At 71.7% G+C, this 24,251-nt stretch carries 22 protein-coding genes, 1 CRISPR repeat array and 1 riboswitch; of the genes, 14 read left to right on the forward strand and 8 right to left on the reverse strand.

The features are described from left to right. Nucleotides 1-983 (forward strand): uracil-xanthine permease family protein (locus tag ACFWEP_RS08495; protein WP_387367611.1); only part of this gene is annotated, 983 nt, incomplete at its 5' end. A gap of 214 nt (nt 984-1,197) precedes the next feature. Then, nucleotides 1,198-2,331, forward strand: a complete 1,134-nt coding sequence (locus ACFWEP_RS08500; protein WP_387367614.1) for a DNA glycosylase AlkZ-like family protein — start codon at nt 1,198-1,200, stop codon at nt 2,329-2,331. 28 nt (nt 2,332-2,359) lie between these two features. Here ACFWEP_RS08500 and ACFWEP_RS08505 read toward each other — a convergent pair whose 3' ends face one another. Next, the gene (locus tag ACFWEP_RS08505) at nt 2,360-3,592 is read right to left on the reverse strand and encodes an MFS transporter (RefSeq protein ID WP_387367617.1); all 1,233 of its coding nucleotides are present in this window, start codon (nt 3,590-3,592) and stop codon (nt 2,360-2,362) included. Between the two features lie 138 nt (nt 3,593-3,730). Here ACFWEP_RS08505 and ACFWEP_RS08510 point away from each other — a divergent pair, with 138 nt between their 5' ends. From ACFWEP_RS08510 to ACFWEP_RS08560, 11 genes are all read left to right on the forward strand, one after another. Beyond that, entirely contained in the window at nt 3,731-4,960 is a 1,230-nt protein-coding gene (locus ACFWEP_RS08510; protein WP_387367620.1) for an ROK family protein, read from the forward strand. Nucleotides 4,961-5,088: 128 nt separating this feature from the next. After that, a riboswitch (FMN riboswitch) is annotated at nt 5,089-5,219 on the forward strand. Between the two features lie 165 nt (nt 5,220-5,384). Next, nucleotides 5,385-6,503, forward strand: coding sequence for a bifunctional diaminohydroxyphosphoribosylaminopyrimidine deaminase/5-amino-6-(5-phosphoribosylamino)uracil reductase RibD (ribD, locus tag ACFWEP_RS08515; RefSeq protein WP_387367623.1), 1,119 nt, complete (start codon nt 5,385-5,387; stop codon nt 6,501-6,503). Next, nucleotides 6,503-7,156, forward strand: coding sequence for a riboflavin synthase (locus ACFWEP_RS08520; RefSeq protein ID WP_387367626.1), 654 nt, complete (start codon nt 6,503-6,505; stop codon nt 7,154-7,156). The genes ribD and ACFWEP_RS08520 overlap by 1 nt, the downstream gene beginning before the upstream one ends. Next, nucleotides 7,153-7,797 (forward strand): nicotinamide riboside transporter PnuC, encoded by a 645-nt coding sequence (gene pnuC / locus ACFWEP_RS08525; protein WP_387367629.1) that lies wholly within the window; start codon nt 7,153-7,155, stop codon nt 7,795-7,797. Before ACFWEP_RS08520 ends, pnuC begins: the two co-directional genes overlap by 4 nt. After that, nucleotides 7,794-9,080 carry a bifunctional 3,4-dihydroxy-2-butanone-4-phosphate synthase/GTP cyclohydrolase II gene (locus ACFWEP_RS08530; protein WP_387367632.1) on the forward strand — a complete coding sequence of 429 codons (1,287 nt, stop codon included), beginning with the start codon at nt 7,794-7,796 and terminating at the stop codon, nt 9,078-9,080. Before pnuC ends, ACFWEP_RS08530 begins: the two co-directional genes overlap by 4 nt. A gap of 57 nt (nt 9,081-9,137) precedes the next feature. Next, entirely contained in the window at nt 9,138-9,623 is a 486-nt protein-coding gene (gene ribH / locus ACFWEP_RS08535) for a 6,7-dimethyl-8-ribityllumazine synthase (protein ID WP_266702248.1), read from the forward strand. Nucleotides 9,624-9,657: 34 nt separating this feature from the next. After that, nucleotides 9,658-9,930, forward strand: coding sequence for a phosphoribosyl-ATP diphosphatase (locus ACFWEP_RS08540; protein ID WP_328722798.1), 273 nt, complete (start codon nt 9,658-9,660; stop codon nt 9,928-9,930). Between the two features lie 74 nt (nt 9,931-10,004). Next, nucleotides 10,005-10,853 carry an ATP phosphoribosyltransferase gene (hisG, locus tag ACFWEP_RS08545; RefSeq protein ID WP_387367637.1) on the forward strand — a complete coding sequence of 283 codons (849 nt, stop codon included), beginning with the start codon at nt 10,005-10,007 and terminating at the stop codon, nt 10,851-10,853. 40 nt (nt 10,854-10,893) lie between these two features. Continuing rightward, nucleotides 10,894-11,358, forward strand: a complete 465-nt coding sequence (locus ACFWEP_RS08550; RefSeq protein ID WP_387367640.1) for a PH domain-containing protein — start codon at nt 10,894-10,896, stop codon at nt 11,356-11,358. A gap of 258 nt (nt 11,359-11,616) precedes the next feature. After that, complete coding sequence (locus ACFWEP_RS08555; RefSeq protein ID WP_387367643.1) at nt 11,617-13,026, forward strand: hemolysin family protein; 1,410 nt, start codon at nt 11,617-11,619, stop codon at nt 13,024-13,026. Continuing rightward, nucleotides 13,023-14,132 carry a hemolysin family protein gene (locus ACFWEP_RS08560; protein ID WP_387367646.1) on the forward strand — a complete coding sequence of 370 codons (1,110 nt, stop codon included), beginning with the start codon at nt 13,023-13,025 and terminating at the stop codon, nt 14,130-14,132. Before ACFWEP_RS08555 ends, ACFWEP_RS08560 begins: the two co-directional genes overlap by 4 nt. A gap of 91 nt (nt 14,133-14,223) precedes the next feature. Here the strand turns inward: ACFWEP_RS08560 and ACFWEP_RS08565 are convergent, their stop codons facing one another. Both ACFWEP_RS08565 and ACFWEP_RS08570 read right to left on the reverse strand, forming a co-directional pair. Further along, nucleotides 14,224-16,131: an AAA family ATPase gene (locus tag ACFWEP_RS08565; protein WP_387367648.1), complete on the reverse strand. Its 1,908-nt coding sequence runs from the start codon at nt 16,129-16,131 to the stop codon at nt 14,224-14,226. A 347-nt stretch (nt 16,132-16,478) separates the two neighbouring features. After that, a complete protein-coding gene (locus tag ACFWEP_RS08570; protein WP_387367651.1) occupies nt 16,479-17,108 on the reverse strand; it encodes a uridine kinase in 630 nt (209 codons plus the stop codon). A 387-nt stretch (nt 17,109-17,495) separates the two neighbouring features. Between ACFWEP_RS08570 and ACFWEP_RS08575 the strand changes: the two genes are divergently transcribed. Next, on the forward strand, nt 17,496-18,881 hold the full coding sequence (locus ACFWEP_RS08575) for a peptidase C39 family protein (protein ID WP_387367678.1): 1,386 nt from the start codon (nt 17,496-17,498) through the stop codon (nt 18,879-18,881). Between the two features lie 305 nt (nt 18,882-19,186). Further along, a CRISPR array of direct repeats spans nt 19,187-20,130; the repeat unit is 29 nt; unit sequence CGGCTCACCTCCGCTCGCGCGGAGAGGAC. A gap of 18 nt (nt 20,131-20,148) precedes the next feature. Here ACFWEP_RS08575 and cas2e read toward each other — a convergent pair. From cas2e to cas7e, 5 genes are all read right to left on the reverse strand, one after another. Beyond that, nucleotides 20,149-20,460: a type I-E CRISPR-associated endoribonuclease Cas2e gene (gene cas2e, locus ACFWEP_RS08580; RefSeq protein WP_387367654.1), complete on the reverse strand. Its 312-nt coding sequence runs from the start codon at nt 20,458-20,460 to the stop codon at nt 20,149-20,151. A gap of 28 nt (nt 20,461-20,488) precedes the next feature. Then, entirely contained in the window at nt 20,489-21,406 is a 918-nt protein-coding gene (gene cas1e / locus ACFWEP_RS08585; RefSeq protein ID WP_387367681.1) for a type I-E CRISPR-associated endonuclease Cas1e, read from the reverse strand. Nucleotides 21,407-21,477: 71 nt separating this feature from the next. Further along, on the reverse strand, nt 21,478-22,140 hold the full coding sequence (gene cas6e / locus ACFWEP_RS08590; RefSeq protein ID WP_387367657.1) for a type I-E CRISPR-associated protein Cas6/Cse3/CasE: 663 nt from the start codon (nt 22,138-22,140) through the stop codon (nt 21,478-21,480). Next, nucleotides 22,137-23,033, reverse strand: coding sequence for a type I-E CRISPR-associated protein Cas5/CasD (gene cas5e / locus ACFWEP_RS08595; protein WP_387367660.1), 897 nt, complete (start codon nt 23,031-23,033; stop codon nt 22,137-22,139). The genes cas6e and cas5e overlap by 4 nt, the downstream gene beginning before the upstream one ends. Beyond that, nucleotides 23,030-24,211, reverse strand: coding sequence for a type I-E CRISPR-associated protein Cas7/Cse4/CasC (cas7e, locus tag ACFWEP_RS08600; RefSeq protein ID WP_387367663.1), 1,182 nt, complete (start codon nt 24,209-24,211; stop codon nt 23,030-23,032). The genes cas5e and cas7e overlap by 4 nt, the downstream gene beginning before the upstream one ends. Between the last annotated feature and the right edge of the window lie 40 nt (nt 24,212-24,251).

Raw genomic sequence — 24,251 nt, forward strand, 5'->3', positions numbered from 1 at the left:
CGCGGATCATCCACCTGGTGCTGCCGCCGGTGGTCACCGGCGCGGTCGTCATGCTCATCGGCTTCAACCTCGCCCCGGTGACGGCCGGCACCTACTGGCCCCAGGACCAATGGACCGCGCTGGCCACCATGGCCTTCACCGGATTCGCCCTGGTCGTCCTGCGCGGATTCTGGTCCCGCATCGCGATCTTCCTCGGGCTCGCCTTCGGTTACGTCCTCTCCTGGGTGCTCGACCGGATCTTCGGCCGCATCCACTCCCCGGCGGGCGGTACCGAGTCCGTGGACCACTGGCGCCTCGACCTGTCCGGGGTCGGCGACGCGAGCTGGATCGGCCTGCCGGACTTCCACGCCCCGAGCTTCTCCGGATCGGCGATCCTGGTCGCCCTGCCCGTGGTCATCGCCCTCATCGCGGAGAACGCGGGACACGTCAAGGCCGTCGGCGAGATGACCGGCGACCCGCTGGACGACCAGCTCGGCACGGCGATCATGGCGGACGGCGCGGCGACCATGGTCGCGACCTCGGTGGGCGGTCCCGCCACCACCACGTACGCGGAGAACATCGGGGTGATGGCGGCCACCCGCGTCTACTCCACCGCCGCCTACTGGTGCGCGGCCGGCTTCGCGATCCTCTTCGGGCTCTGCCCCAAGTTCGGCGCCTTCGTCGCGGCGATCCCCGGCGGGGTCCTCGGCGGCATCACCGTCATCCTCTACGGCATGATCGGCCTGCTGGGCGCCCAGATCTGGGTCCGCTCCGGTGTCGACCTGGCCAACCCGCTGCACCTCGTGCCGGTGGCGGCCGGGGTCATCATCGGTATCGGCGGCGTCAGCCTGACCTTCACGGACAACTTCGAGCTGAGCGGCATCGCGCTGGGGACCCTGGTCGTGGTCCTCGGCTACCACGCCCTGCGAGCCCTGGCGCCCGCCCACATGACCGGCGAACCGCCCCTGCACGAGCCGGAGAACCCGGGGTACGACCGGGGGTGAGCCCCGGGCCGGAGTCCGAAGCGTCACCCTCATCCCCACCATGACGGTTTCGCGGGCGATCCACCGCTTCCGCTCAGCGGCCGGCGGACATCGGGACCCGCTTCGCCTGGCTCGCCCGAGGAAGGCGCCGGGGCGGAGGCCGGAACGCCTGCGGGGCCGCCCGTCGCGGGCGATGATGGGCCCCCACCACGACAGAACGGCGGACGGCGGAGTCATGACCGGGAAGAGCGGATCACCGGCGACCGGGCGGTCCACGCCCGCGATCGGCATGGACCGGGCGCAGATCCTCGCCCGCCGTTTCGCTGCCCACGGCCTGGACCGATCCGCCGGCACCCCGGACCTCGGCGAACTGGGTGTGCTCGGGGTGCAGGACACCCCGGCAGGATCGGCGCGGCTCGCACTGGCCGCGCGCGGGGTTCCGCCCGACGGGCTGGAACGGGTCTGGACGTTCCGGGGCGCCCCGCATCTGCACCGGGCGGACGCGCTGCCCGCGCTGGCCGCCGCGCTCTGGCCGCTGGACGACGCCGACGCTGAGGCCCGCATCCGTACGACGGTCATCAAGGAGGGCGCGAAGCTCGGGCTGCACGCCTTCCGGACCACCGCCGAGGCGGTCCGGACCGCCGTGACGGGGCCGAAGCCCAAAGGAGTGGTCAGCGGGGAGGTGAGCGCGCTGGTGGACCCCTCGCTCACCTTCGACTGCGCCACCTGCGGGTCGCGGCACATCTCCGGCCTCCTCTTCCAGCAGGCCGGGCTCTTCGGCGCGGTGCGCGTCACCTCCGGGGGCGGTACGACGCTCTCCCCGCTGGAGCCCGGGTTCGCGCTCCCGGAGGCCGCGCACGGTACCGACGCCCTGGTCCGCGCCTACCTGCACCTGCACGGTCCGGCCGGCCCGGCCGAGGTGGCGAAATACCTGGGTGTGCGCACCCCGGTCGTCCGGGCGGTCTGGCCCGAAGGTCTGGTGGAGGTCGAGGTGACCGGTGCGGGGGGCGGGGGGCGTACCGCCTGGCTGGCCGGTCCCGACACCGGTCCGCCCGAGCCCGGACCGGGCGCGACGGTACGGCTGCTGCCACCGGGCGACCCGTTCCTCCAGGGCCGCGACCGGGAACTCCTCGTCCCCGACGAGGCCCGCCGCAAGGAGATCTGGCGGGCGATCGGCGGGGCGGGCGTGCTCCTGGTCGGCGCCGAGCCCGCAGGGACCTGGCGGGCGAAGGCGGCGGGACGCGCGGTCACGATCACCGTCGCGCCGTTCGCCCCGCTCACCGCCGCGGTGCGCCGGGCCCTGGAGGAGGAGGCCGGCGTGGTGGCCGCCGCACGGGGCGCCGACGAGGCCCGCCTGCACCTGGTCTGACGTTCCGGCCACCCCGGCGGCCCCTCGGTCAGCCCTCCGAAGGACTCTTCGCCACCACGCCACCCGGTACGGGCACCGAGTCGGCGACCTTGCGCTCGGCTCCCCGCAGCACACCGGCCCCGAGCACCAGGCCGAAGGCGAGCACCGTCACCAGGCCGAACGACACGACCAGCGAGGTCGCCTCCGCGAGCGAACCGATCGCGGAGGGGGCGACCAGCCCCGAGGTGTAGGTGATGGTGGCGACACCGGCGATGGCCTGGCTCGGGTTCGGACCGCTGCGCCCGGCCGCCGCGAAGGCCAGCGGGACGACGACCGCCACCCCGAGGCCGATCAGCCCGAAGCCGCACAGGACGCCCACCACGCCGGGGGAGAGGACCACCAGGACCCCGCCCGCCGTGGCGAGCACGCCACCCGCCCGGACCGACCTGACCGCACCGAAGCGGTCCACGATGCGGTCACCGGCGAGCCGCGCCACCGTCATCATCAGCGCGAAGGCCGTGGTGGAGGCCGCTGCGAGACCTGCGGAGGAGTCGATGACGTCCCGCAGATAGACGGCCGACCAGTCCATGCTCGCGCCCTCGGCGAAGACGGCGCAGAAACCGATCGCGCCGATCACCAGCGCCGACTTGGGCGGGAGGGTGAAGCGCGGCGGCGGCTCCTCGTCCGCCTCGCTGCGCAGATCCAGTACGCCCTGGCAGGCGAGGAGGCCGAGCGCGGTCAGGGTCAGCGCGGCCAGGAGGTGGTGGAGGCGCGCGTCGGCGCCGATGTGGGCCGCCACCGTGCCCGCCGCCGAGCCGATCAGCGCACCGGCGCTCCACATGCCGTGCAGGCCGGACATGATCGACCGGTCGAGGCGGTTCTCGACCTCCACGCCGAGCGCGTTCATCGCCACGTCGGACATGCCGGCCGAGGCGCCGTAGACGAAGAGGCCCGCGCAGAGCGTCAGCAGGTTGGGGGCCAGCGAGGGCAGGACCAGCGCCAGCGTCCACAGCGCGAGCAGCCCGCGCAGCGCGTTCCGGGCGCCGAACCGGTGGCTGATCCGGCCGGCCAGCGGCATCGCGAGCGAGGCGCCGATCGCCGGGAAGGCCAGGGCGAGGCCCAACTGCCCGGCGCTGACCCCGGAGTGCTCCTGGATCCAGGGGACCCGGGTGGCGAAGCTGCCGGTGACGGCGCCGTGCACGGTGAACACCGCGGCGATCGCGTATCTGGCGCGTTTCACCTGCGCGGTGCCGAAGACGGTGGCGGTCGAGTCCGATGACATTGCGAGGTTCCCTCCCCATTGACGCCCGCAGAGCGGCCGGTGCTCCTGTCCCCAGGATCGGGTCGTAAACTATCAGGAACCTTGCCTGATAAAAAGCCCGCGTCCGAGTGCACGACGGTGATCTGGAAGGATTCCCGCATGCCCGCCTCACCGAGCACCGCCCGGGCCATCAACGACCGGCTCGCCCTGCGTCTCCTCCAGCAGGACGGCCCCTTGACGGCCACCCAGCTCAAAACGTCGACCGGGCTCTCCCGCCCGACCGTCGCCGACCTGGTCGAACGGCTGCAGGAGGCCGGTCTCATCGAGGTCGTCGGCGAAGCCGGCGCCGAACGCCGGGGCCCGAACGCCCGGTTGTACGGAATCGTCGCGGACCGCGCCCACCTCGCGGCGCTCGACGTCCGTACCGGCAGCGTCTCCGTGATCGTCGCCGACCTCCTCGGCCGGACGCTCGCCGAAGCCAGCGTGCCGATCGGCAGCGACACCGGCACCGCGCCCGCCGTCGAGCGGGCGGTCGCCCTGCTGGAACGCACCGCCCGCGAGGCGGGCGACGCCCCGCTGCACAGCGTCGGCGTCGGAGCCCCCGGGCTGATCGACCCCGCCACCGGCGAGCTCCGCGTCACCATCGGACTGCCCGCCTGGCACCGGGAGTTGGTGACCTCTCTCCAGCGGCGGCTGCCCGCACGGGTCCTCGTGGAGAACGAGACCAACCTCGCCGCCGTCGCCGAACACCGCGTCGGAGCCGCCCGCGACCGGCCGACCTTCGCCCTCTTCTGGCTCGGCCACGCCATCGGCGCCGCCCTCATGCTCGACGGGACCCTGCGCCGGGGCGCCTCCGGCGGCGCGGGGGAGATCGGCTTCATGCCCGTACCCGGTGCGGTCGGCGCTCTCTCGGCCGACACCTGCGAAGGCGGCTTCCACTCGCTCGTCGGCTCCGAGGCCATCTGTGCCCTCGCCGCCGCCCACGGCATGGAGCCCCCGCGGACCCGCCCCGACGGGGACGGCGGGGAACCCCGGTGCGCGGTCTCCGGCCCCGAGCAGGGGTACGCCGCCGCCGCGTACGTCCAAGGCGCCCTCGCCGGAGCGACGGGCGGCGAGGCGTTTCTCGGCGACCTCGCCCAGCGGATCGCCCTCGGCGCCGCCTCCGTCGTCTCGGTCCTGGACCCCGGTTGCCTGGTGCTCGCCGGAGAGGTGGGCCACGCCGGGGGGACCGGACTGGCGGCCCTGGTCGAGGAGCGGCTCACCCTGCTGTCGCCGCTGCGCACCGAGGTCCGGGCGGGCGAACTGGGCGGCACCGCGATCCTGCGCGGCGCGCTCTTCACCGCCCGGGAAGCGGCCCAGGACGCGCTCTTCGCCCCGGCGGCCCCCTGAACGGCGCGGGGCCGGTCCACTCCCCGCAGGCCCGGCGCCCCGTCACGGAACGTGTGTTGTGAGCCAGCGCACAGCTACCCCCCTGCTGGCCGGTAGCAACTCGTGGCAGACTGTTGGGGTACCAGCAGCAGCGCACTCCGGGGTCGGTGTAATTCCGAACCGGCGGTTATAGTCCGCGACCCGTCCGCATCCAGCGGCCGGTTGACCAGGTGAGATTCCTGGACCGACGGTGAAAGTCCGGATGGGAGGCAGTGCGCGGCGGGCCGTCATGGGTACGCCGCCGTGGGCGGACGCGTGTTCCGGAGAGTTCCGGGCCGGCGTGTCCGGTTTTCTCGCGGTCCAGGCGCCGACCCCTGTGCGTTCCGCTTCCTCTGTCGTCATCGACAGGCCCCGGAGTCCGTGCCCGAAGAGGCAGGAGGACCCGGTGGCAACCGCAGCCGACATCACCGCCATGCGCCGAGCGATCGAACTCGCCGCACGCGGACTCGGCTCCACCAGCCCCAACCCGGTCGTCGGATGCGTGATCACCGACGCCGCCGGAGCGCCGGCCGGTGAAGGCTTCCACCAGCGGGCCGGCGGACCGCACGCCGAGATCCACGCCCTGCGCGAAGCGGGGAGCCGGGCCCGCGGCGGCACCGCGTACGTGACCCTCGAACCGTGCAACCACACCGGACGCACCGGCCCCTGCGCGCAGGCGCTCATCGCGGCCGGCGTCACCCGCGTCGTCCACGCGGTCGGCGACCCGAACCCGCAGGCCACCGGTGGAGCCGAAACCCTGCGCGCCGCCGGGGTCCACGTCGAGAGCGGGCTCCTCGCCGCCGAGGCCGAGGCCGGCAACACCGCCTGGCTCACCTCGGTGCGCCGAAGCCGCCCGTACGTCCTCTGGAAGTACGCCGCCACCCTCGACGGCCGGATCGCCGCGGCCGACGGCACCAGCCGCTGGATCACCTCGCCCGAGTCCCGCGCCGACGTGCACCGGCTGCGCGCCGAGGCCGACGCCGTGATCGTCGGCTCCGGCACCGCCCGCACCGACGACCCGCAACTCGGGGCCCGGGGCATCGAGGGGGCCACTCAGCCGCTGCGCGTCGTCGTGGACACCAAGGCCACCGCCGTACGCCCCGGCGCCCGGGTCCTCGACGCCACCGCGCCGACCCTGGTCGCGGTCGCCGAGGACGCCGACGCCCGTCACCTGCCCGAGGAGAAGGTGCTCCGGCTGCCCCGCTCCGCCACCGGCACCGGCCTGGACGTCACCGCCCTCCTCGCGGCCCTCCACGAGCGGTCCGTGCGCTCCGTACTCCTCGAAGGCGGCCCCACCCTGGCAGGTGCCTTCGTCGCCGCCGGGGCCGTCGACCGGGTCGTCGGCTACCTCGCTCCGGTCCTCCTCGGCTCCGGCCCCGCCGCGCTCGGCGACGCCGGAATCTCCACGATCGCCCGGGCGTTGCGGCTCGATGTGACCGAGACCGCGCACATCGGCCCCGATCTCCGCATCACCGCCGTCCCCACCACCGCTGCCGCCAACTCCACCGCTCGGAAGGGAAACTAGTGTTCACCGGAATTGTCGAAGAACTGGGTGAGGTCACCGCCGTCGAGGTACTCGACGACGCCTCCCGCTTCCGGCTGCGCGGCCCCGTCGTCACCGAGGGCGCCAAGCACGGCGATTCGATCGCCGTCAACGGGGTCTGCCTGACGGTCGTGGAGACCGGCGAGAACGAGTTCACCGCCGACGTCATGGCCGAGACGCTGAAGCGCTCCAGCCTCGGAGCCCTCACCGCCGGCTCCCGGGTCAACCTGGAGCGCCCGATGGCGCTCGGCGGCCGGCTCGGCGGCCACATCGTGCAGGGGCACGTGGACGGCACCGGACACATCGTCTCCCGCACCCCCTCGGAGAACTGGGAGATCGTCGAGGTCTCGCTGCCCGCCGAACTGACCCGGTACGTGGTGGAGAAGGGCTCCATCACCGTCGACGGAGTGAGCCTCACCGTCGTCGACGCGGGCCCCGACCACTTCACCATCAGCCTCATCCCCACCACCCTCGCGCTGACCACGCTCGGCCTCAAGCAGCCCGGCGACCCGGTCAACCTGGAGGTGGACGTCATCGCCAAGTACGTCGAGCGACTGCTCGGCGACCGCACCGCCGACCCGAGCGACACCTACCTCCGCAACCCGAGCGACACCGACGAGGAGAGCGCGAAGTGAACGTCGCCGACTGGCTCAACTCCGAGGCGTTCACCGTCCTCGACCAGCACATCAAGTGGTCGGACATGATCGGCAACACGATCGGTCTGGCAGCCCTGGCCCTCGGCTGGAAGCGGTCCGTGCTGACCTGGCCCGCCCAGCTCCTGTCCGGCGCGATCCTGCTCTTCGCGTTCGCCTCCGCCCACCTGTCCGGCAGCGCGGGCAAGCAGGTCGTGGTCATCGTCGTCTCGCTGCTCGGCTGGTACTCCTGGACGCGCGGCAAGCAGCAGGCGCAGGACGGCTCCATAGCCGTACGGTTCGCCACCTGGCGCGAGCGCGGTGTACTGCTCGCGGGCGCGGTCGTCGGCACCCTCGCCGTCGGCGGCCTGTTCACCGCCTTCCCCGAGCTGTCCTGGGACCCGTGGCCCGACGCGTACGTCTTCGTCGGCACCATCGTCGCGATGTACGCCCAGGCGCGCGGCATGGTCGAGTTCTGGTTCGCCTGGCTGCTGGTCGACCTGGTCGGCGTCCCGCTGAACTTCGCCAACGGCTTCGCCTTCTCCGGATTCGTCTACGTCATCTACGGCGCCCTGGTCCTGTGGGGCATGCGCGACTGGTGGCTGCGTACCCGCACCCCCGGTCTGGAAGGAGCCACGGCATGACCGCCCAGCCCGCCACCCCCACGCCCCACGACCGCGAACTCGCGCTCGACCCCGTCGAGCAGGCGATCCGGGACATCGCCGCAGGCCGCCCCGTGGTGGTCGTCGACGACGAGAACCGCGAGAACGAGGGCGATCTCGTCGTCGCCGCCGAGAAGGCCACGCCCGAAATCATCGCGTTCATGATGAGCGAGTGCCGCGGCCTGATCTGCGCCCCCATGGAGGCCGATGAACTGGAGCGGCTCGAACTCCCGCAGATGGTCGAGCACAACACCGAGTCGATGAAGACCGCCTTCACCGTCTCGGTGGACGCCTCCGCCGCGTACGGCGTCACCACCGGCATCTCCGCCGCCGACCGGGCCACCACCCTGCGGATGCTCGCGGGCGGCACGGCCGGCCCCGGTGACTTCGTCCGGCCCGGCCACGTCTTCCCGCTGCGCGCCCGCGCCGGCGGTGTGCTCGTCCGCAACGGCCACACCGAGGCCGCCGTCGACCTCGCCCGGCTCGCCGGGCTGCGCCCGGTCGGTGCGATCGTCGAGATCGCGGGCGAGGACGGCGTCATGCTGCGACTGCCCGAACTCGTCCCGTTCGCGCGCAAGCACGGCCTCACGATCATCTCCATCGAGGACCTGATCGCCTACCGCCGCAGCGCCGAACCGACCGTCCGGCGCGAGGCGGAGGTACGGCTGCCGACCGCCTTCGGCGACTTCACCGCGTACGGCTACCGCTCCGTGACCGACGGCGTCGAACACGTCGCCCTGGTGCACGGGGACATCGGCGACGGCGAGGACGTCCTCGTCCGTATCCACTCCGAATGCCTGACCGGCGACATCTTCCAGTCCCAGCGCTGCGACTGCGGCCCCCAGCTGCAGGCCTCCATGGAGCGGGTGACCGGAGAGGGCCGGGGTGTCGTCGTCTACCTCCGCGGCCACGAGGGCCGGGGCATCGGCCTGCTCCAGAAGCTGCGCGCGTACGAACTCCAGGAGCGCGGCTCCGACACCCTCGACGCCAACCTGGAGCTCGGCCTGCCCGCCGACGCCCGCGACTACGCCGCCGGCGCCCGGATACTGCGGGACCTCGGGGTGCACAGCCTCCGGCTGATGACCAACAACCCCGACAAGACCGCCGCCGTCGTCCGGCACGGCCTCGTCGTCAACGGGCGCGAGCCGATGCCCGTGCAGGCCGGCGAGCACAACCTGCGGTACCTGCGCACCAAGCGCGACCGGATGGGGCACGACCTGCCGTGGCTCGACGGTGTACCCGCCTCGACCTGCGGAAACCAGTAACCCGTCGGATCCCGTCAGACCCGACCGACAGACCCGAAAAGAACGGTAGGAGAGAACATGAGCGGCAAGGGCGCACCCGAACTGTCCGTGAGCAACTGCGAGGACCTCCGTGTGGCGGTCGTCGCCGCGCAGTGGCACGACAAGGTCATGGACGGACTCGTCGACGGCGCCCTGCGCGCGCTCGGCGAACTCGGCATCCAGGAACCCACCCTGCTCCGCGTCCCGGGCAGCTTCGAACTGCCGGTCGTCGCCAAGGTCCTCGCCGGACGCGGCTACGACGCGGTCGTCGCCCTCGGCGTGATCATCCGCGGCGGCACCCCGCACTTCGAGTACGTCTCCCAGGGCGTCACCGCCGGACTCACCCAGGTCACCGTCGACACCGGCGTCCCCGTCGGATTCGGCGTCCTCACCTGCGACACCGAGGAGCAGGCGCTGGACCGGGCCGGCCTGGAAGGATCCTCCGAGGACAAGGGCCACGAAGCGGTCACCGCCGCCGTCGCCACCGCCACCACGCTGCGCACCATCAGCGAACCCTGGCGCTGAGGGCGGGCGGCGACCCCGTATTCTAAGGACCATCATGGCCAACAAAACCTTCGAAGAACTCTTCGCCGAGCTGACGCTCAAGGCCGCGGACGGCGACCCCTCCACCTCGCGCACCGCCGAACTGGTGGGCAAGGGGGTCCATGCCATCGGCAAGAAGGTCGTCGAGGAGGCCGCCGAGGTCTGGATGGCCGCCGAGTACGAGGGCAAGGAAGCCGCAGCCGAGGAGATCTCGCAGCTGCTCTACCACGTCCAGGTGATGATGGTCGCTCGCGGGATCTCCCTCGACGACGTCTACTCCCACCTCTGAGCGGCACCTCCTCCGCACCACTGCCGAAGACCCGCACGTCCGCACGCTCCTCCGTACAAAGGAAACCCGAGCTCATGCTGCGCATCGCCATCCCCAACAAGGGTTCACTCTCCGGGCCTGCGATGGCGATGCTCCATGAGGCCGGATACCAGCAGCGCAAGGAGTCGAAGGAGCTCGTCCTCGTCGACCCCGTCAACCAGGTCGAGTTCTTCTACCTGCGTCCCCGGGACATCGCGATCTACGTGAGCTCCGGCCGTCTCGACATCGGCATCACCGGCCGCGACCTGCTGCTCGACTCCGGGGCCGACGCCGAGGAGATCCTCCAGCTCGGCTTCGCCCGCTCGACCTTCCGGTACGCCACCAAGCCCGGTACCGCCGAGGGTCCGAAGGACTTCGACGGCATGACGATCGCCACCTCCTACGAGGGCATCGTCGCCAAGCACCTCGCCGACAACGGCGTCAGCGCCTCCGTCGTCCACCTCGACGGCGCGGTCGAGACCGCCATCGAACTCGGGGTCGCCCAGATCATCGCCGACGTGGTCGAGACCGGCACCAGCCTGCGCAACGCCGGGCTGGAGGTGATCGGCGAGCCGATCATGAAGTCCGAGGCCGTCGTCATCCGCCGCACCGGCGCCGACGCCGACGAACCCAAGGTCCAGCAGTTCCTCCGCCGTCTCCAGGGCGTCCTGGTCGCCCGGACGTACGTGATGATGGACTACGACTGCCGCGTCGAGCACCTGGAGCGCGCGGTCGCCCTCACCCCGGGCCTGGAGTCGCCGACCGTCTCCCCGCTGCACCACGAGGGCTGGGTCGCCGTCCGCTCCATGGTCGCCTCCCGCGAGGCGCAGCGGATCATGGACGACCTGTACGAGCTCGGCGCCCGCGCCATCCTCACCACGGCGATCCACGCCTGCCGGCTCTGACGGGACCGCACCAGCACCCAGTAGAGGACCGAATAACCTGATGTCCGCCCCCGCACCCCGGACCGAAGCACCCGTTCTCCCGGTGACGTTCCGGCCGGGACTCACCCGGCTGGTCCTGCTCACCATCGCGCTGGCGCTCTTCGCCGTCATCACCGCCGTGGCGCTGATGCTGGAGAGCCTCGGTCCGGGGGACCGGGTCACCTTCATCCTCTGCGCGGCGCTCTTCGCCGGGGTGCTGGTCCTGCTCGCCCGGCCGAAGATCGTCGCCGACGAGGACGGGGTGACTGTCGTCAACGTCACCCGGACCCGCCGGCTCGCCTGGGAGCAGATCCTCCAGGTCAACCTGAGGGTCGGCGATCCCTGGCTCTTCCTCGGCCTCAGCGACGGCACCAGCCTGCCCGCTCTCGGCATCCAGCCCGGTCTCTCCAAGCAGAGGGCCGTACGGGACGCCGGAGAGCTGCGCCGACTCGTCGCGGCACGCGCCGAGGGCACCGAAGCCGGCTGACGGCTTCCGGCCCGACCGGAATCCGGGCCCGCGCGCACGGGCGGGCACGGGGGCGCCCGGCCGATGGCCGTGAGCCCCTGCCCGGACACACCGATTCTTGACTACTCTGGGGTTCGGCGGCGCCGAAGTGGCGCCCCGCCCCGCCCAGACGGTCCGCAGACCGGCGGGGCTTTTCCTGCGACCCGAGGAGTGACTCCTTCCAGCAATGGACGGATCGTCCGGTAGTACCTGCGCCGCCCCTTCCCCGGAGGCGGCGGCATGACCACCCCCCTGCTGCTGCTCATCGCGGCATTCCTTCTCATCCTGGCCAACGGCTTCTTCGTGGCGGCCGAATTCGGCCTCGTCACCGTCGAGAAGCCCGAGGCCGAACGCGCGGCCGAAGAAGGCGACCGGCGCGCGCGCACCGTCGTCGACGCGCTGCGCGAACTCTCCTTCCAGCTGTCCGGCACCCAGCTCGGCATCACCATCACCTCGCTGGTCGTCGGCATGCTCGCCGAACCCGCGCTCGCCGAACTCTTCACCGGCCCCCTGACCGCCACCGGCCTGCCCGCCGGGGCCGTGCCCACCATCAGCGTGGTGACCGGCATGCTGCTCGCCTCCGCCGTGCAGATGGTCATCGGCGAGCTGGTGCCCAAGAACTGGGCCGTCTCCAAGCCCCTTCAGGTCGCCCGGTTCGTCGCCGGCCCCCAGCACCGCTTCACCACCGCTCTCCGCCCGGTGATCACGGCGCTGAACACGCTCGCCAACCGGCTGGTCCGGCTGCTGGGCGTCGAGCCCACCGACGAACTCGCCTCCGCCCGCACCCCGGGCGAGCTGGTCTCGCTGGCCAGGCACTCCGCGGAGGCCGGCACCCTGGAACAGGACACCGCCGATCTCTTCGTGCGGACCCTCTCGCTCGGCGGTCTCACCGCCCAGCACGTCATGACCCCCCGGGTCCGTGTCAGCGCGCTCCAGTCGTCCGCCACCGCGGCCGACGTCCTCAACCTGACCCGCGCCACCGGCCTCTCCCGCTTCCCGGTCTACCGGGAACGCATCGACGAAGTCGTCGGCATGGTCCACCTCAAGGACGCCCTCGCGGTCCCGGCCGCCGAGCGGCAGCGCACCCCGGCCGGGCGGATCGCCGTCCCGCCGCTGCTGGTCCCCGAGTCCCTGCCCGTCGAACAACTGCTCCAGCGGCTCCGCAACGAGCAGCCGATAGCCGTCGTCGTCGACGAGTACGGCGGCACCGCCGGAGTCGTCACGCTGGAGGACATCATCGAGGAACTCGTCGGCGAAGTCCGCGACGAGCACGACGCCGAAGGCGCCGACCGGCCCGAGCTGGTCTCCGTCACCGGCGAGGACGGCCGTCCCGCCTGGGACGCGGACGGCAGCTGCCGAGTCCTGAGTCTCGGCCGGATAGGCCTCGACGTACCCGACGGACCGTACGAGACCGTCGCCGGACTCGTCGCCGACCTCCTCGGGCGCATCCCCGCCCCCGGTGACCGCACCCAACTGCCCGGCTGGCGGATCTCCGTCCGCCAGGTCGGCCACTACCGGGCCGAGCAGGTCCGCTTCGTCCGCACCGCGGACGTGTCCGGACAGCCGGGCGGCACGGGCCGTCCGGAAGACGCCCTGGACGGCGACCGCCCCACGGCCCCGCGCCGGACCTTGCAGGAGGCCTCCCGATGAGCCTGGTCCAGCTGTTCTTCGCCGGACTCCTCGTCCTCGCGAACGGCTTCTTCGTCGGCGCCGAGTTCGCACTCGTCTCGGTCCGCCGCAGCCAGGTCGAACCGCTCGCCGCGAGCGGATCGGCCCGCGCCCGTCAGGTGCTGTACGGCCTGGAGAACCTCCCGCAGATGATGGCCGCCGCACAGTTCGGCATCACCGTCTGCTCGCTCACCCTGGGCGCCGTCGCCGAACCGACCGTCGCCCACCTCCTGGAACCCGTCTTCCACGCGGCCCACGTGCCCGAAGGGTTCGTCCACCCGCTCGGCTACGCCCTCGCCCTCATCTTCGTGGTCGTCCTCCACCTCGTCATCGGTGAGATGGTCCCCAAGAACCTGGCGATGGCCGCCCCGGAGAAGACGGCCCTCTGGCTCAGCCCCGCCCTGGTGGGCTTCGCCCGGATCTGCCGCCCGGTCACCGCGGCGCTCGGCGCCTGCGCCAAGCTCGTGCTGAAGCTCTTCCGGGTCGAACCCAAGGACGAGGTCGAAGCCGTCTTCACCAGCGAGCAGCTGAACCGGCTGGTGGAGGACTCCGGCCAGGCCGGGCTCCTGGAGCCCGAAGCGCAGGAACGCCTGGAGGACGCCCTCGAACTCGGCAGCAGGCCCGTCACCGACGTGCTCCTGGAGAACGGTTCGCTGGTGACGGTCGACCCGTCCGTCACCCCGCGCCGGGTCGAGGAACTCACCGTACGCACCGGGTTCTCACGCTTCCCGGTCCGCGCCGAGCGCGGCGGCCCGTTCATGGGCTACCTGCACGTCAAGGACGTCCTCGACCTGGAGGACGGCGAGCGTGCCGTGCCCCAGCACGTCTGGCGCCCGATGGCGACCGTACGGGCCGAACTCCCGCTGGACGACGCCCTCACCGTGATGCGCCGGGCCGCGACCCACCTGGCGCAGGTCGCCGACGCCCAGGGCAAGGTCCTCGGACTCGTCGCCCTGGAGGACGTACTGGAAATGCTGGTCGGCGAGGTCCGCGACCCCGCCCACCGCGTCTCGGTGCCGCGCCGGACGGTCGACGCACCCCCGGAGCACCACGCGCAGGAGCCGAAGGCCATGGCCGACATCGGCTGAGGACGGCTCTTCCGTCACGTACGGGCCCGTCCGGCGACCACCGCCGGGCGGGCCCGTACGCGTAGCCCGGCCCCTACGCGGGTCCCCGCCCCTACGCTCCGGGTGCCTCGGTCTGGCCGCGGCCCACCGGGCCCCGGCCGGAGAGCACCTCGCCGTACGCCTGCATCAGGTCCGGCAGCCGCAGCGTCGCCAGGTCGGCACGCCCCGGCGGGGTGGCGTATCCGGAGAGCCGCAGGTCGCGGTAGGCGCAGCTCTTCTCGTACAGGGTGCGCAGGAAGCGGCCGTTGCCCAGCTCGTCGATCCACCCCTGGTCGACCACGTGACCGCTGATGCTGCGCAGTTCGTCCAGGGCCTCCTCGTCCCATAGGTCGCCGTTGGCGGCGGCCAGCACCCCGCCGATCGCGGTGAGTTCGAGCGGACGGTAGCTCGGGAAGTCGACCCGGCTGGTGAAACGCGAGGAGAGTCCCGGGTTGGTGGCCAGCAGCCGGTCCATGCCCTCCGGATAGCCGGCGAGGATGACCACCAGATGGTCCCGGTTGTCTTCCGCCCGCTTCAGCAGGACCTGGAGCGCCTCGTCGCCGTAGGCGTCGCCCTTGCTGTAACCGGAGTTGGCGAGGCTGTACGCCTCGTCGACGAAGAGCACCCCGCCCAGCGCCGAGTCGATCAGCTCATTCGCCTTGACGGCGGTCTGGCCGAGGAACTCACCCACCAGATCCGAGCGTTGGGCCTCCACCAGGTGATCGCCGCCGAGGAGGCCCAGGGCGTAGAAGACCCGGCCCAGGATGCGGGCGACCGTCGTCTTCCCGGTGCCCGAGGGACCGGAGAACACGAAGTGCCGCTTGGGCGGCTGGACGGGAAGCCCCTGTTCGGCCCGGAGCCGCGCCATGTTCAGCTGCGCGGAGAGCGCGTTGACCTGTCGCTTGACCGGGTCGAGCCCGACCATCCGCTCCAGCTCGGAAAGCGCCTCGGCCAGCAGCGCGGGATCGCTCGGACCGGCGGGCAGCACCGGACGCCCCGCACGGCCCGACCCGGCCCGCTTGACGCGCGCGCCCTCCGGGGCGGTCGTAACCACCGGGGCGACAGGTCCGAGCGGATCGCCGCCCAGCCACGGATCGCGGCCGTCCACCAGATCCGTACCGAGCAGCGCGTCACCGTCCGGCTGCGACCCGGCGCCCGCCTCGTCCGCGCCGTAGCCGCTCAGGGCGGCCGTCGCGAGCCCGCCGGGATCGTCGAACCCGTCGTGATCGGTGATGGCCGCGAGCCTGGCCGAGGTGTCCATGAACGAAGGGTCCACCCGGTGCACCGCACGGTAGAGAGGCAGCGCCGCGGCGCTCCGCCCCGTCCCCTCGTGCGCCCGCGCCAGCCAGTACCGCAGCTCCTTGCGCTGTGGCTGCTCGCTGCGACAGCGCATCAGCGCCGCGGAGAGCAGGGGTTCGGCCTGCCCGTACATCTCCAGCCGGACCCGGGCCATTCCGCCGAAGAGCCGCGCCTCGATCCCGAGCAGCGGGTCGTCGACGAGCCGTTCGGTGTACCGGACCAACTGCTCCCAGTCCTTGGCGAGATAGGCCCGGCACGCGTGCAGGAACCGCACCTGCGCGTCGGTGTCCACCGGCGGGAGCCCGGCCAACGCGCGGTCCAGTTCCGGAACATGGCGGCCGTCCAGCCAGTGCGAGGCGTGCGCCAGCAGCAGATCGCGCGGCGATTCCAGTACCGGCTGCACCCACCAGCCGAGCCAGTACCAGGAGTTGAGCGTGCGTTTGTGCCGGGTACGCTGCTCGCCGAAGCGGTCGCGGTGCCGGTACATGCTCAGCAGCGCGGTGGTGGTGTCGATCCGCAGTGCGTGGAGGCCCAGCCAGGCGTCCGCCATGCCGGGATCCAGCCGCACCGCGGTCCGGAACTCCTCCTCGGCGTGCGGATACGCGCCCATGGTGTAGGCGTCCACGCCCCGCAGCCAGGCCAGTTCGGCAGGGGCGTGCGCGCCCTGCGTGCCGATGTCCATCAGGTCCCCCACACGACTGTGCCCCAGGATGTCCCGCCCGCACAGCATGCCCACGGATGCGTTCCGAATCACCGTTTCGCGGGCGGTAATTGACCGGGCCTTCAAGCGTCGCACCCATGCCGGAAAACCACCGGAACGGTGTCACTCGTGACGGACGGTGAAGGGGAGGGGTCGTGTGGTGTGCGCGGAGAGGGGCTACGGGCAGAACGAAGCCCCCGATCACGGGGGAACAACCGGGGGCTTCGCGTCCTGGATGGGCTCCGAAAAGCCGCACATTGAGAACGTAAGACCTGTAAGCCCCGCCGGTCAAGCCGAGTTGGAACATGCACCTGGCGATTTCCAGTGGCTCAACCGGATGACCTGCCGCCTTCACCCTCCGTGATGTCGCGCCCCGTCGGCCCAGTCGCGTGAGGGCCCGTCAGCCACTCGTAACCATCGGACAACTGGCGTACCAGCGAATCCGCGTACGGCCGGGAGGGGTCCTCGGCGAAGTGTTCGTCCTCCGCGACCGTCCAGCCGTCCCAGAAACCCGACAGCGCCGGCCCGTCCCGCCGCCGGCCCCGCTCCCAGGAGACCTCGCGGTCCAGCTCCATCCACCACAGCGCCGCCGATCGGGGCCGCAGGAAACGGCGTCCGGCCCCCACCCCCTCGACCAGCACCACCGGTGCGGGGTCCAGAGTCCGCTCCGGCCCGAAGCGCCGGGCGGTCCAGTCGTACGGGGTGTAGCGCGCCCGCTCCCCGCGCGACAGCGGCAGCAGCACCTGTTCGTGGAGCCGGACCGTCCAGGCGAACAGTTCCTCGTGGGTGGCCAGATCGTCCAGCCGGAGCACCGGGGCGCCGCCCAGGGCGGCGGCGAGCCGGGTCGCCAGGGTGCTCTTCCCCGAGCCCGCGTGCCCGTCGATCGCCACGAGACGCACAGGGCCGAGGGAGGGGGAGAGGGAGAGGAGGCCGCGGGCACGTCCGGCCAGATCGTTCATGGCTCCAGGGTACGGCCCGCGCCCCGGGCCCTCCCGGCCCGCCGCAGGTCACGGGCGTACCGGCCTCTCCCGGTCCGCCGCGGACCACGGGCCTACCGGCGACCCGAGCGGGGCGGTAGCGGTCATGGGGCGTGCCAGTGGAACAGTCCAATGTTGCTCCGTCCGCGCGGGGTGAAGCACTGGCCCGGGGAGGCCGGGAACCGCGATAGTTGGCCCACTGATCGACGTCGAACACGCACGCCGTACCCGCGCTCCGTACCCGCCGTACACCCTCGTCCGCCAACGACTCGGGAGCCCCCCATGACCGCCGGACCGCACAACCCCGTGACCGGACCGCCCACCTCCGTGACCGGACCGCCCACCTCCGTGACCGGACCGCCCACCTCCGTGACCGGACCGCACAATCGCAGGGCCGTTCTCGCCGCCCTCGCGGCCGTCGCCGTCGCTTCCGCCGCCTCCGCGGTGACCTCCACCGGACCCGCCTCCGCCGCCCCCACCCCTTCGCGCCGCCCAACGGTCCCCTCCAAGGCCCCGGACACCGCTGTGGACAACCACTTCTGGACGACGTACACCGATTGGCGCTCCGGCTCCGCCGCCGGAACGCGGGCGCTCGCCGGCCGCAGGCCCGGTCTGGTCATCGCCGTTCCCGCCGGAACCGCCGATTACACCGACCCGCACACCGGAACGACCGCCGGGTGGGAGTACGCCACCTGGACCTCCCCTGCCCACCGCAGCGCCGTACCGGCCACCGAGGTCATCGCCTCATGGAACGCCGACACCCCGGCCGGCACCTGGATCCAGATCGAACTGCTGGGCAGCTACTCGGACGGCACCGACACCCCCTGGTACGTGATGGGGCGCTGGGCCGCGGGCGACCAGGACATCCGCCGCACCTCGGTGGACGACCAGAGCGACGGGAAGAGCTCCATCTGGACCGACACCTTCTCGGTCGACGACGCGGCGAGCGGCCTGCGCCTGACGCACTACCGGCTCCGCCTCACCCTGCACCGCAAGCCCGGTACCCGCCTCACCCCGACGGTGTGGCGCGTCGGCGCGATGGCCTCCGACGTCCCGGACCGCTTCACCGTTCCCGCGAGCACCCCCGGCGAGGGTCGGGGCCACGAACTCGCGGTGCCGCGCTACTCGCAGAACGTCCACGCGGGGCAGTACCCCGAGTACGACAACGGTGGCGAGGCGTGGTGCAGCCCCACCTCCTCGCAGATGATCATCGAGTACTGGGGCCGCAAGCCCACGGCCGAACAGCTCGCCTGGGTCAAGCCCGGCCTCCCCGACCCCCAGGTCTGTCACGCCGCGCGCTACACCTTCGACCACCAGTACGAAGGCTGCGGCAACTGGCCCTTCAACGCCGCCTACGCCGCCACCTACCGGGACATGTCCTCCACCGTGACCCGGCTCGGCTCCCTCACCGATGTGGAGACCCTCGTCCGGGCCGGCATCCCGGTCATCACCTCACAGTCCTTTCTCAAGGAGGAGCTGACGGGGGCCGGTTACGGCACCTCGGGCCACCTGATGACGGTGATCGGCTTCACCGAGGACGGCGACGTCATCGCCAACGACCCCGCATCCAAGGACGACGACGCGGTGCGCCGCGTCTACGCGCGCACGGAGTGGGAGCAGATCTGGCTGCGGACCAAGCGGTACGACGCGAGCGGCAACGTGCGCAGCGGCACGGGCGGGGTCTGCTACCTCTACTGGCCGACCGCACCGACCGCGGCGCAGCACCGGGTGCTGAGGTCGCTCGGACTGGTGTGAGTGTGTGCGGCCCAACGGCTGCTTCGACGGTGCGACGACGCAACAGAAGGTCGGCACGACTACGTGACGGCATGACTACATGACGGCATGACGGCATGACGGCATGACGTCAGCGTTCGCCTGTCCTGCGTGAGACGGCCGTACTGGTCCACCGTCACCTTGACCGTGCGGTGCCCGAGCCATCGGGACACCTCGTGGAGGGAGACACCACTCGTCAAGGTGATGGTGGCCCTGAGGGCCGGAGATCGCGTGGATTGCAGTCGGGGAGTCCACGTCGGTTGATCGCGTGGTCCGGTAGTTTTCGGACCAGGTCCGCCGCTCGCGCGGAGAGGACCCGCGCGCGAAGCCCTTCGGGAGGGCCATCGGCGGCTCACCTCCGCTCGCGCGGAGAGGACCTCTCGGCCACGATCGCCCACATGGTCAACGGCGGCTCACCTCCGCTCGCGCGGAGAGGACGGCGTGTCCCTCATCGCCCGAGACCCCGTGATCGGCTCACCTCCGCTCGCGCGGAGAGGACGTGCTCGGGGATGGTCGGGTCCTCCGGCGCGGCGGCTCACCTCCGCTCGCGCGGAGAGGACGTGATGGCGTCCCGCTGAAGCTCCGGGCTGATCGGCTCACCTCCGCTCGCGCGGAGAGGACTCCTGCCGGGGAGGCGATCGCCCACTCAGGGTTGGCTCACCTCCGCTCGCGCGGAGAGGACTACACGCCGTTGTCGAGACCGTTCGCCGCTTCCGGCTCACCTCCGCTCGCGCGGAGAGGACTTGGTGCTGTCGCGCCAGTACTCGAAGACGCGCGGCTCACCTCCGCTCGCGCGGAGAGGACAACCCGCCGGCCGCAGCACCGGCCGCGGCGAACGGCTCACCTCCGCTCGCGCGGAGAGGACCGAGATCGGGTTCGTGGCCCGCACCGACAAGGCGGCTCACCTCCGCTCGCGCGGAGAGGACGCGTGGTGAGCGGTGCGTTCCCCGCTGATTTACGGCTCACCTCCGCTCGCGCGGAGAGGACCGAGTGGACACCCACGCACCCGGCGGTGTCCTCGGCTCACCTCCGCTCGCGCGGAGAGGACTCGAAGAGGGCTTCGGACTGTGCGGGGATCTTCGGCTCACCTCCGCTCGCGCGGAGAGGACCGAATGCGGGACAGGTCTACCAAGGCTTGATGCGGCTCACCTCCGCTCGCGCGGAGAGGACATTGTTGATGGTGAGCTGACCGATGGCGACCGCGGCTCACCTCCGCTCGCGCGGAGAGGACCCTTTTTGACCTGCGACGTTAGAGGGGGTTTGCCATTTCTTGACTTTCCCTGCGGAAGGCGATGAGGGTGAGCCCGTCGAAGTCGACGGGTTCGCGGCGGCGGGTGCCCGCGGTCCTGAGGGTGAAGCCTTGTTCGTTGTCGGCGGGGTGGGCGAGGACGGCGATGCCGTCTTGGGTGCTGGCGGCGACGGCGGCCCAGAGTTCGTCGCGGACTTTGGCGGAGACGGTGCCGACGTAGAGCTCGGGGGTGACTTCGAGGAGCCAGCGGGTGAGGGCGCCGCGCAGGTGGTCGGGGACGGCGGTGGCCGAGATGACGATCATCGAGGACATGGGGTGCCCTGTCCTCCGAATGGGCGGATCATGCCGATTTCCCGTGGTTGATGCCTGCGGGGACGGAGCCGACGACGGGGTCCCACAGGTCGACGAGCTGTTCCTCGGGGTCGGGGCATTCGTAGGTGTGGGTGGGGTCGAGGAGTTGCTGGATGTCGGTGACGATGCGGGGGAGGAGCTGGAAGAGGCGTAGTTCGTGGCGGAAGGAGCGGCGTGCTTCGGCTTCGGGGTTGGTGGAGGCGTGCAGGGAGAAGGCGAGGGGGATGGTGAGTTCGGCCTTGTAGAGGTCGGCGATGTCGTAGACGAAGGCCTGTTGGTTGCCGTTGTGGACGAAGCCGAGGGCGGGGGAGCAGCCGAGGGCGGTGATGGCGGCGTGGACGATGCCGTAGAGGCAGGTGTTGGCGGAGGAGAGGGCGAGGTTGACGGGGTCCTGGGTGTCCCAGGAGTCGGGGTCGTAGGAGCGGCGGAAGCGGCCGATCTTGTACTGACGGGCGAGGAGTTGGTAGAGGGTCTTGACGCGTTGGCCTTCCATGCCGCGGAGTTTGTCGAGGTTGGTGCCCTCGGTCGCGGTGCCGTCGCCGAAGCGGAGTTCGTACATGGCCTGGGCGATGGCGAGGCGGCGGGTGTCGTCGGTCCAGGCGCGGGTCTGGCGTTCGAGCCAGAGGGTGGTGAGGGATTCGGGGACGGCCGCGGAGTAGCAGCGGACCCCTCCTGATCCGGTCGTGACGACGGTGGTGCCGTTGCGGGCGAAGGTGGCCAGGGCGCGTGCGGTGATGGAGGTGCCGGGGCCGAGCAGCACGCAGGACAGGGCGGCGGTGGGGAGGTAGACGGTGTCGGTGCCGTGCTGCTCGCTGGTGACTTCCGCGCAGACTCCGGTGTCGTCCTGGTGGATGCGGACGATGTCGAGGTAGAGGAAGGACAGGGAGTCGGCGACCCGGGGGAGCATCGCGACGGTGGGGGCGGCGAGTTTGCGCCGGGCGTTGGCCCCCGTGAGTGGCTTGGAGGCGGGGCGTGGGGTCACTGGGGCTGCCTCGCGGGGGCGATGCTGAGGAGACCGCAGCCGTAGGACTTGCCGCGCCCGATGCCGCTCAGGATCGCGGCCTTGAGGAGGTCGGTATCGATGATGGCGGCGGTGCCGTCGAACTGGATACGGGCGTGTCGGATGCGCTGCGGTGTGCCTGCGACGGGGCGGCGTTCGCCCTGGACGGTGTCCAGGGGCTGGGCGTGGTGGGTGAGAGGCTTGAGGCCGCTCTGGTCGGCTTGGCGCAGCCACCATTCGTCGGCTGCCGTGCCGGTGAGGGGGACGACGGGCGGGAGGTTGTAGAGGGCGCGGGTGGTGGCGCCGGGTTTACGGACGGGGCTGGCCGCGCACCGGTAGCGGACGGTGAGCCCGGGGCGGATCGCGTCGATCAGCGCGTCGAGGGGGCGGGTGACGGCGGTGCCGTAACCGTCCGGGAGACGGTCGGTTTCGGGCTCGTGGGTGGACTGGAGGAGCAGGTGCGTCCCGGTGGGGGTGTCCTCGGTGCGGAAGAGGACGCCGAACCGGGCGCGGGGGTCGGGGCCGGCGTCGGAGGGGAAGAGGCTCATGACGCGGCGGTGCATGCCGACGGGGTCGCCGAGATCGCGCCGGGCGTCGGCGGAGCGGGTGTCAGGGACGAGGCGGGTGAGCCAAAGCGTCATCGCCGGCTCCCTTCAGGAGTGTGGAGCCGGGTCTCGCGGTAATGCCCCAGGGCGTCGAGCTGCCGTGCGCCGAATCCGGCGAACTGGGAGTGCGGCAGAAGCAGGGTGCGCCGGTAGAGCGGCCGGGCGCGGTAGCCGCGGCGGCTGGGGTGGTAGCTGAGGGGTTGGTCGTTGAGCTCGCTGGAGGGGCGGGTGCCGTCCTCATGGGTGGTGCTGACCATGTGGGCCGGGGCGGGCAGGTGGGTCAGGGGGCGGTCGGCGAGGAACTCCACCGCTGCACCGTCCTCATCCTGTTGCTGGTTCCGGTTCCGGTTCCGGTTCCGGTTGCGGGTGGGGCGGGCGGCGAGCGGCAGGTGAATGAGGTGGTGCAGGGTGTCGTCGCTCTGCCCGACGAGTACAGGGCCCTCGGGCGGGCAGGAACGGCGGCCGAGGTGCAGGGACCATCGGGGGGTGCGCAGGGCCTGCGCGCACCGTTCGAGGAGCGCATGGTCCTCGGCGGTGGCCCGGGGGATGGTGAGGGCGACGGTGAACGCGGCGTCCGCCAGGTAGTAGCGGTGGGTGAGGAGCGTGCCGGTGTCACCGGGGCGCTTCTTGCCCTCGGCGGTGGTCACCGTCTCCTTCCCGGACAGGCCCCCGCCCACGGTGTGCAGATCGCGCAGCAGCACCCCGGGCCGGTCCGTGCGCACCGTCAGGTTCAGCGTGGTGAGGTCGTCGATGGGCTGGTCGCGGTGGCGTCCGAAGGCGGAGGCGAGCATGCCGATGACACCGGAGCGGGTGGGGAAGGCGGCGGTGTCGCGTTCGTTGAAGTGGGAGTGCAGTCCCCAGGACTGCAGGGGCCCAGTCAGACGGAGCAACAGGCCGGGCTCCGGGTCGGGAAGCGGAGCAGTGGTCACGCCGCATCCCCCGCGGGTGCGGTCAGCGCGCTGTCGAGGGCGGCGTCGATGAGGGTGTCGAAGCCGGTGTGGTGGGTGCCGAGCGCTTCGAGGTCCTTGGCGTCGACGCCGGCCCAGCCTGAGGTGAGGATGCCGCTGGTGCCGATGAGCCGGTTCGCGGCTTCGGCGTAGTCGGACAGGGTGGCGCGGGAGGGGGCGGAGAAGCCGCCCCGCCCGGCCGCGACGACGGGGCTTTCGAACGCGGCGGCGTAGGACAGCGGTCGGTCGGTGCGTACGGAGAGGTGGACGAGGTCGGGGATGGTGTGGGGTGCGGTGGAGTTCTTCTTCGCCTGGGGCAGGGAGAGGATGAACGCGCTGAGGAACGCGGCGGTGAGTTCTCGGAGTTCGGTGGGGTTGTCGCCGATGTTGCGGGCGAGGTCGCGCAGGTCGATGGTGGCGTACCGGTAGAAGGTGCCGGCGCTGAACTCGGTGTGGCCCATGTGGCCGCTACCCGTCTGGTCGCCCCAGGCCGAGGTGACGTCGTCGACGGCGGAGAAGTAGTCGAGTTCGACATCGGTCTCGTGCGTGGTCAGCGCGTGGGCGACCTGGACGGCGCCGTCGACCCCGGCGTTGTCGACCTCGGCGAGCATGCGGCCGAAGAGGTTGATCACCCCGTTGCGGGAACGCAGGACCGCCTCGACCTTGTCGGTGGGCAGGACGCTCTTGTCGGCGGGCTTCTTGATGTCCTTCGCCGCTTCCAGCACCTCGCGGTACTCCTCGGCCAGGTCGGCGAGTTCGGCCACCGCGGTCTGGGGGACGTACACCATCGCGTTGGTCAGGACCTTGTTCGGAACGGTCTGCTTCGGGTCCTTGGGGTCTTTGGCGAGTTCGAACTTGATGCTGCTGGCCGCCGCCGCGTGCGCCCCCGCCCTCTCCGCGAGCGGCTCCGGCCAACCCCGGCTCTCGCTGAGGAGGCGGGTGACGCGCTCGCCGATCCGGCGGGTACGCAGCGCGGCCTTGCCGATGCGGGCCTCGAACTCGCCCCGGGTGGCCCGCTTCCAGGACTGGCTGCTGACCCGGGTGCGCAGCACGTTCCCGTACTGGACCGTCTTGACGGAGTTCGTGTCGTCCCGGTTCAGGTTGGCGAACGGGATGCTCTGGACGATGTGGATGTCGATGAAGCGGGCGGGGTTGAGCATGGCGGGGCAACTCCTTCGTGCGGGTGTGTGTGCGGTCGGC

The sequence above is a fragment of the Streptomyces sp. NPDC060198 genome (assembly GCF_042728415.1).
Lineage (GTDB): Bacteria > Actinomycetota > Actinomycetes > Streptomycetales > Streptomycetaceae > Streptomyces.

Coding starts and splice junctions, on each gene's coding strand:
- ACFWEP_RS08530 (WP_387367632.1), top strand. CDS start 7,794: ATGACCGCCCAGCCCGCCACCCCCACGCCCCACGACCGCGAACTCGCG.
- ACFWEP_RS08540 (WP_328722798.1), top strand. CDS start 9,658: ATGGCCAACAAAACCTTCGAAGAACTCTTCGCCGAGCTGACGCTCAAG.
- ACFWEP_RS08555 (WP_387367643.1), top strand. CDS start 11,617: ATGACCACCCCCCTGCTGCTGCTCATCGCGGCATTCCTTCTCATCCTG.
- ACFWEP_RS08565 (WP_387367648.1), bottom strand. CDS start 16,131: ATGGACATCGGCACGCAGGGCGCGCACGCCCCTGCCGAACTGGCCTGG.
- ribH (WP_266702248.1), top strand. CDS start 9,138: ATGAGCGGCAAGGGCGCACCCGAACTGTCCGTGAGCAACTGCGAGGAC.
- hisG (WP_387367637.1), top strand. CDS start 10,005: ATGCTGCGCATCGCCATCCCCAACAAGGGTTCACTCTCCGGGCCTGCG.
- ACFWEP_RS08505 (WP_387367617.1), bottom strand. CDS start 3,592: ATGTCATCGGACTCGACCGCCACCGTCTTCGGCACCGCGCAGGTGAAA.
- ACFWEP_RS08560 (WP_387367646.1), top strand. CDS start 13,023: ATGAGCCTGGTCCAGCTGTTCTTCGCCGGACTCCTCGTCCTCGCGAAC.
- cas7e (WP_387367663.1), bottom strand. CDS start 24,211: ATGCTCAACCCCGCCCGCTTCATCGACATCCACATCGTCCAGAGCATC.
- ACFWEP_RS08550 (WP_387367640.1), top strand. CDS start 10,894: ATGTCCGCCCCCGCACCCCGGACCGAAGCACCCGTTCTCCCGGTGACG.
- cas2e (WP_387367654.1), bottom strand. CDS start 20,460: ATGTCCTCGATGATCGTCATCTCGGCCACCGCCGTCCCCGACCACCTG.
- ACFWEP_RS08500 (WP_387367614.1), top strand. CDS start 1,198: ATGACCGGGAAGAGCGGATCACCGGCGACCGGGCGGTCCACGCCCGCG.
- cas1e (WP_387367681.1), bottom strand. CDS start 21,406: ATGCTCCCCCGGGTCGCCGACTCCCTGTCCTTCCTCTACCTCGACATC.
- ACFWEP_RS08510 (WP_387367620.1), top strand. CDS start 3,731: ATGCCCGCCTCACCGAGCACCGCCCGGGCCATCAACGACCGGCTCGCC.
- cas6e (WP_387367657.1), bottom strand. CDS start 22,140: ATGACGCTTTGGCTCACCCGCCTCGTCCCTGACACCCGCTCCGCCGAC.
- ACFWEP_RS08570 (WP_387367651.1), bottom strand. CDS start 17,108: ATGAACGATCTGGCCGGACGTGCCCGCGGCCTCCTCTCCCTCTCCCCC.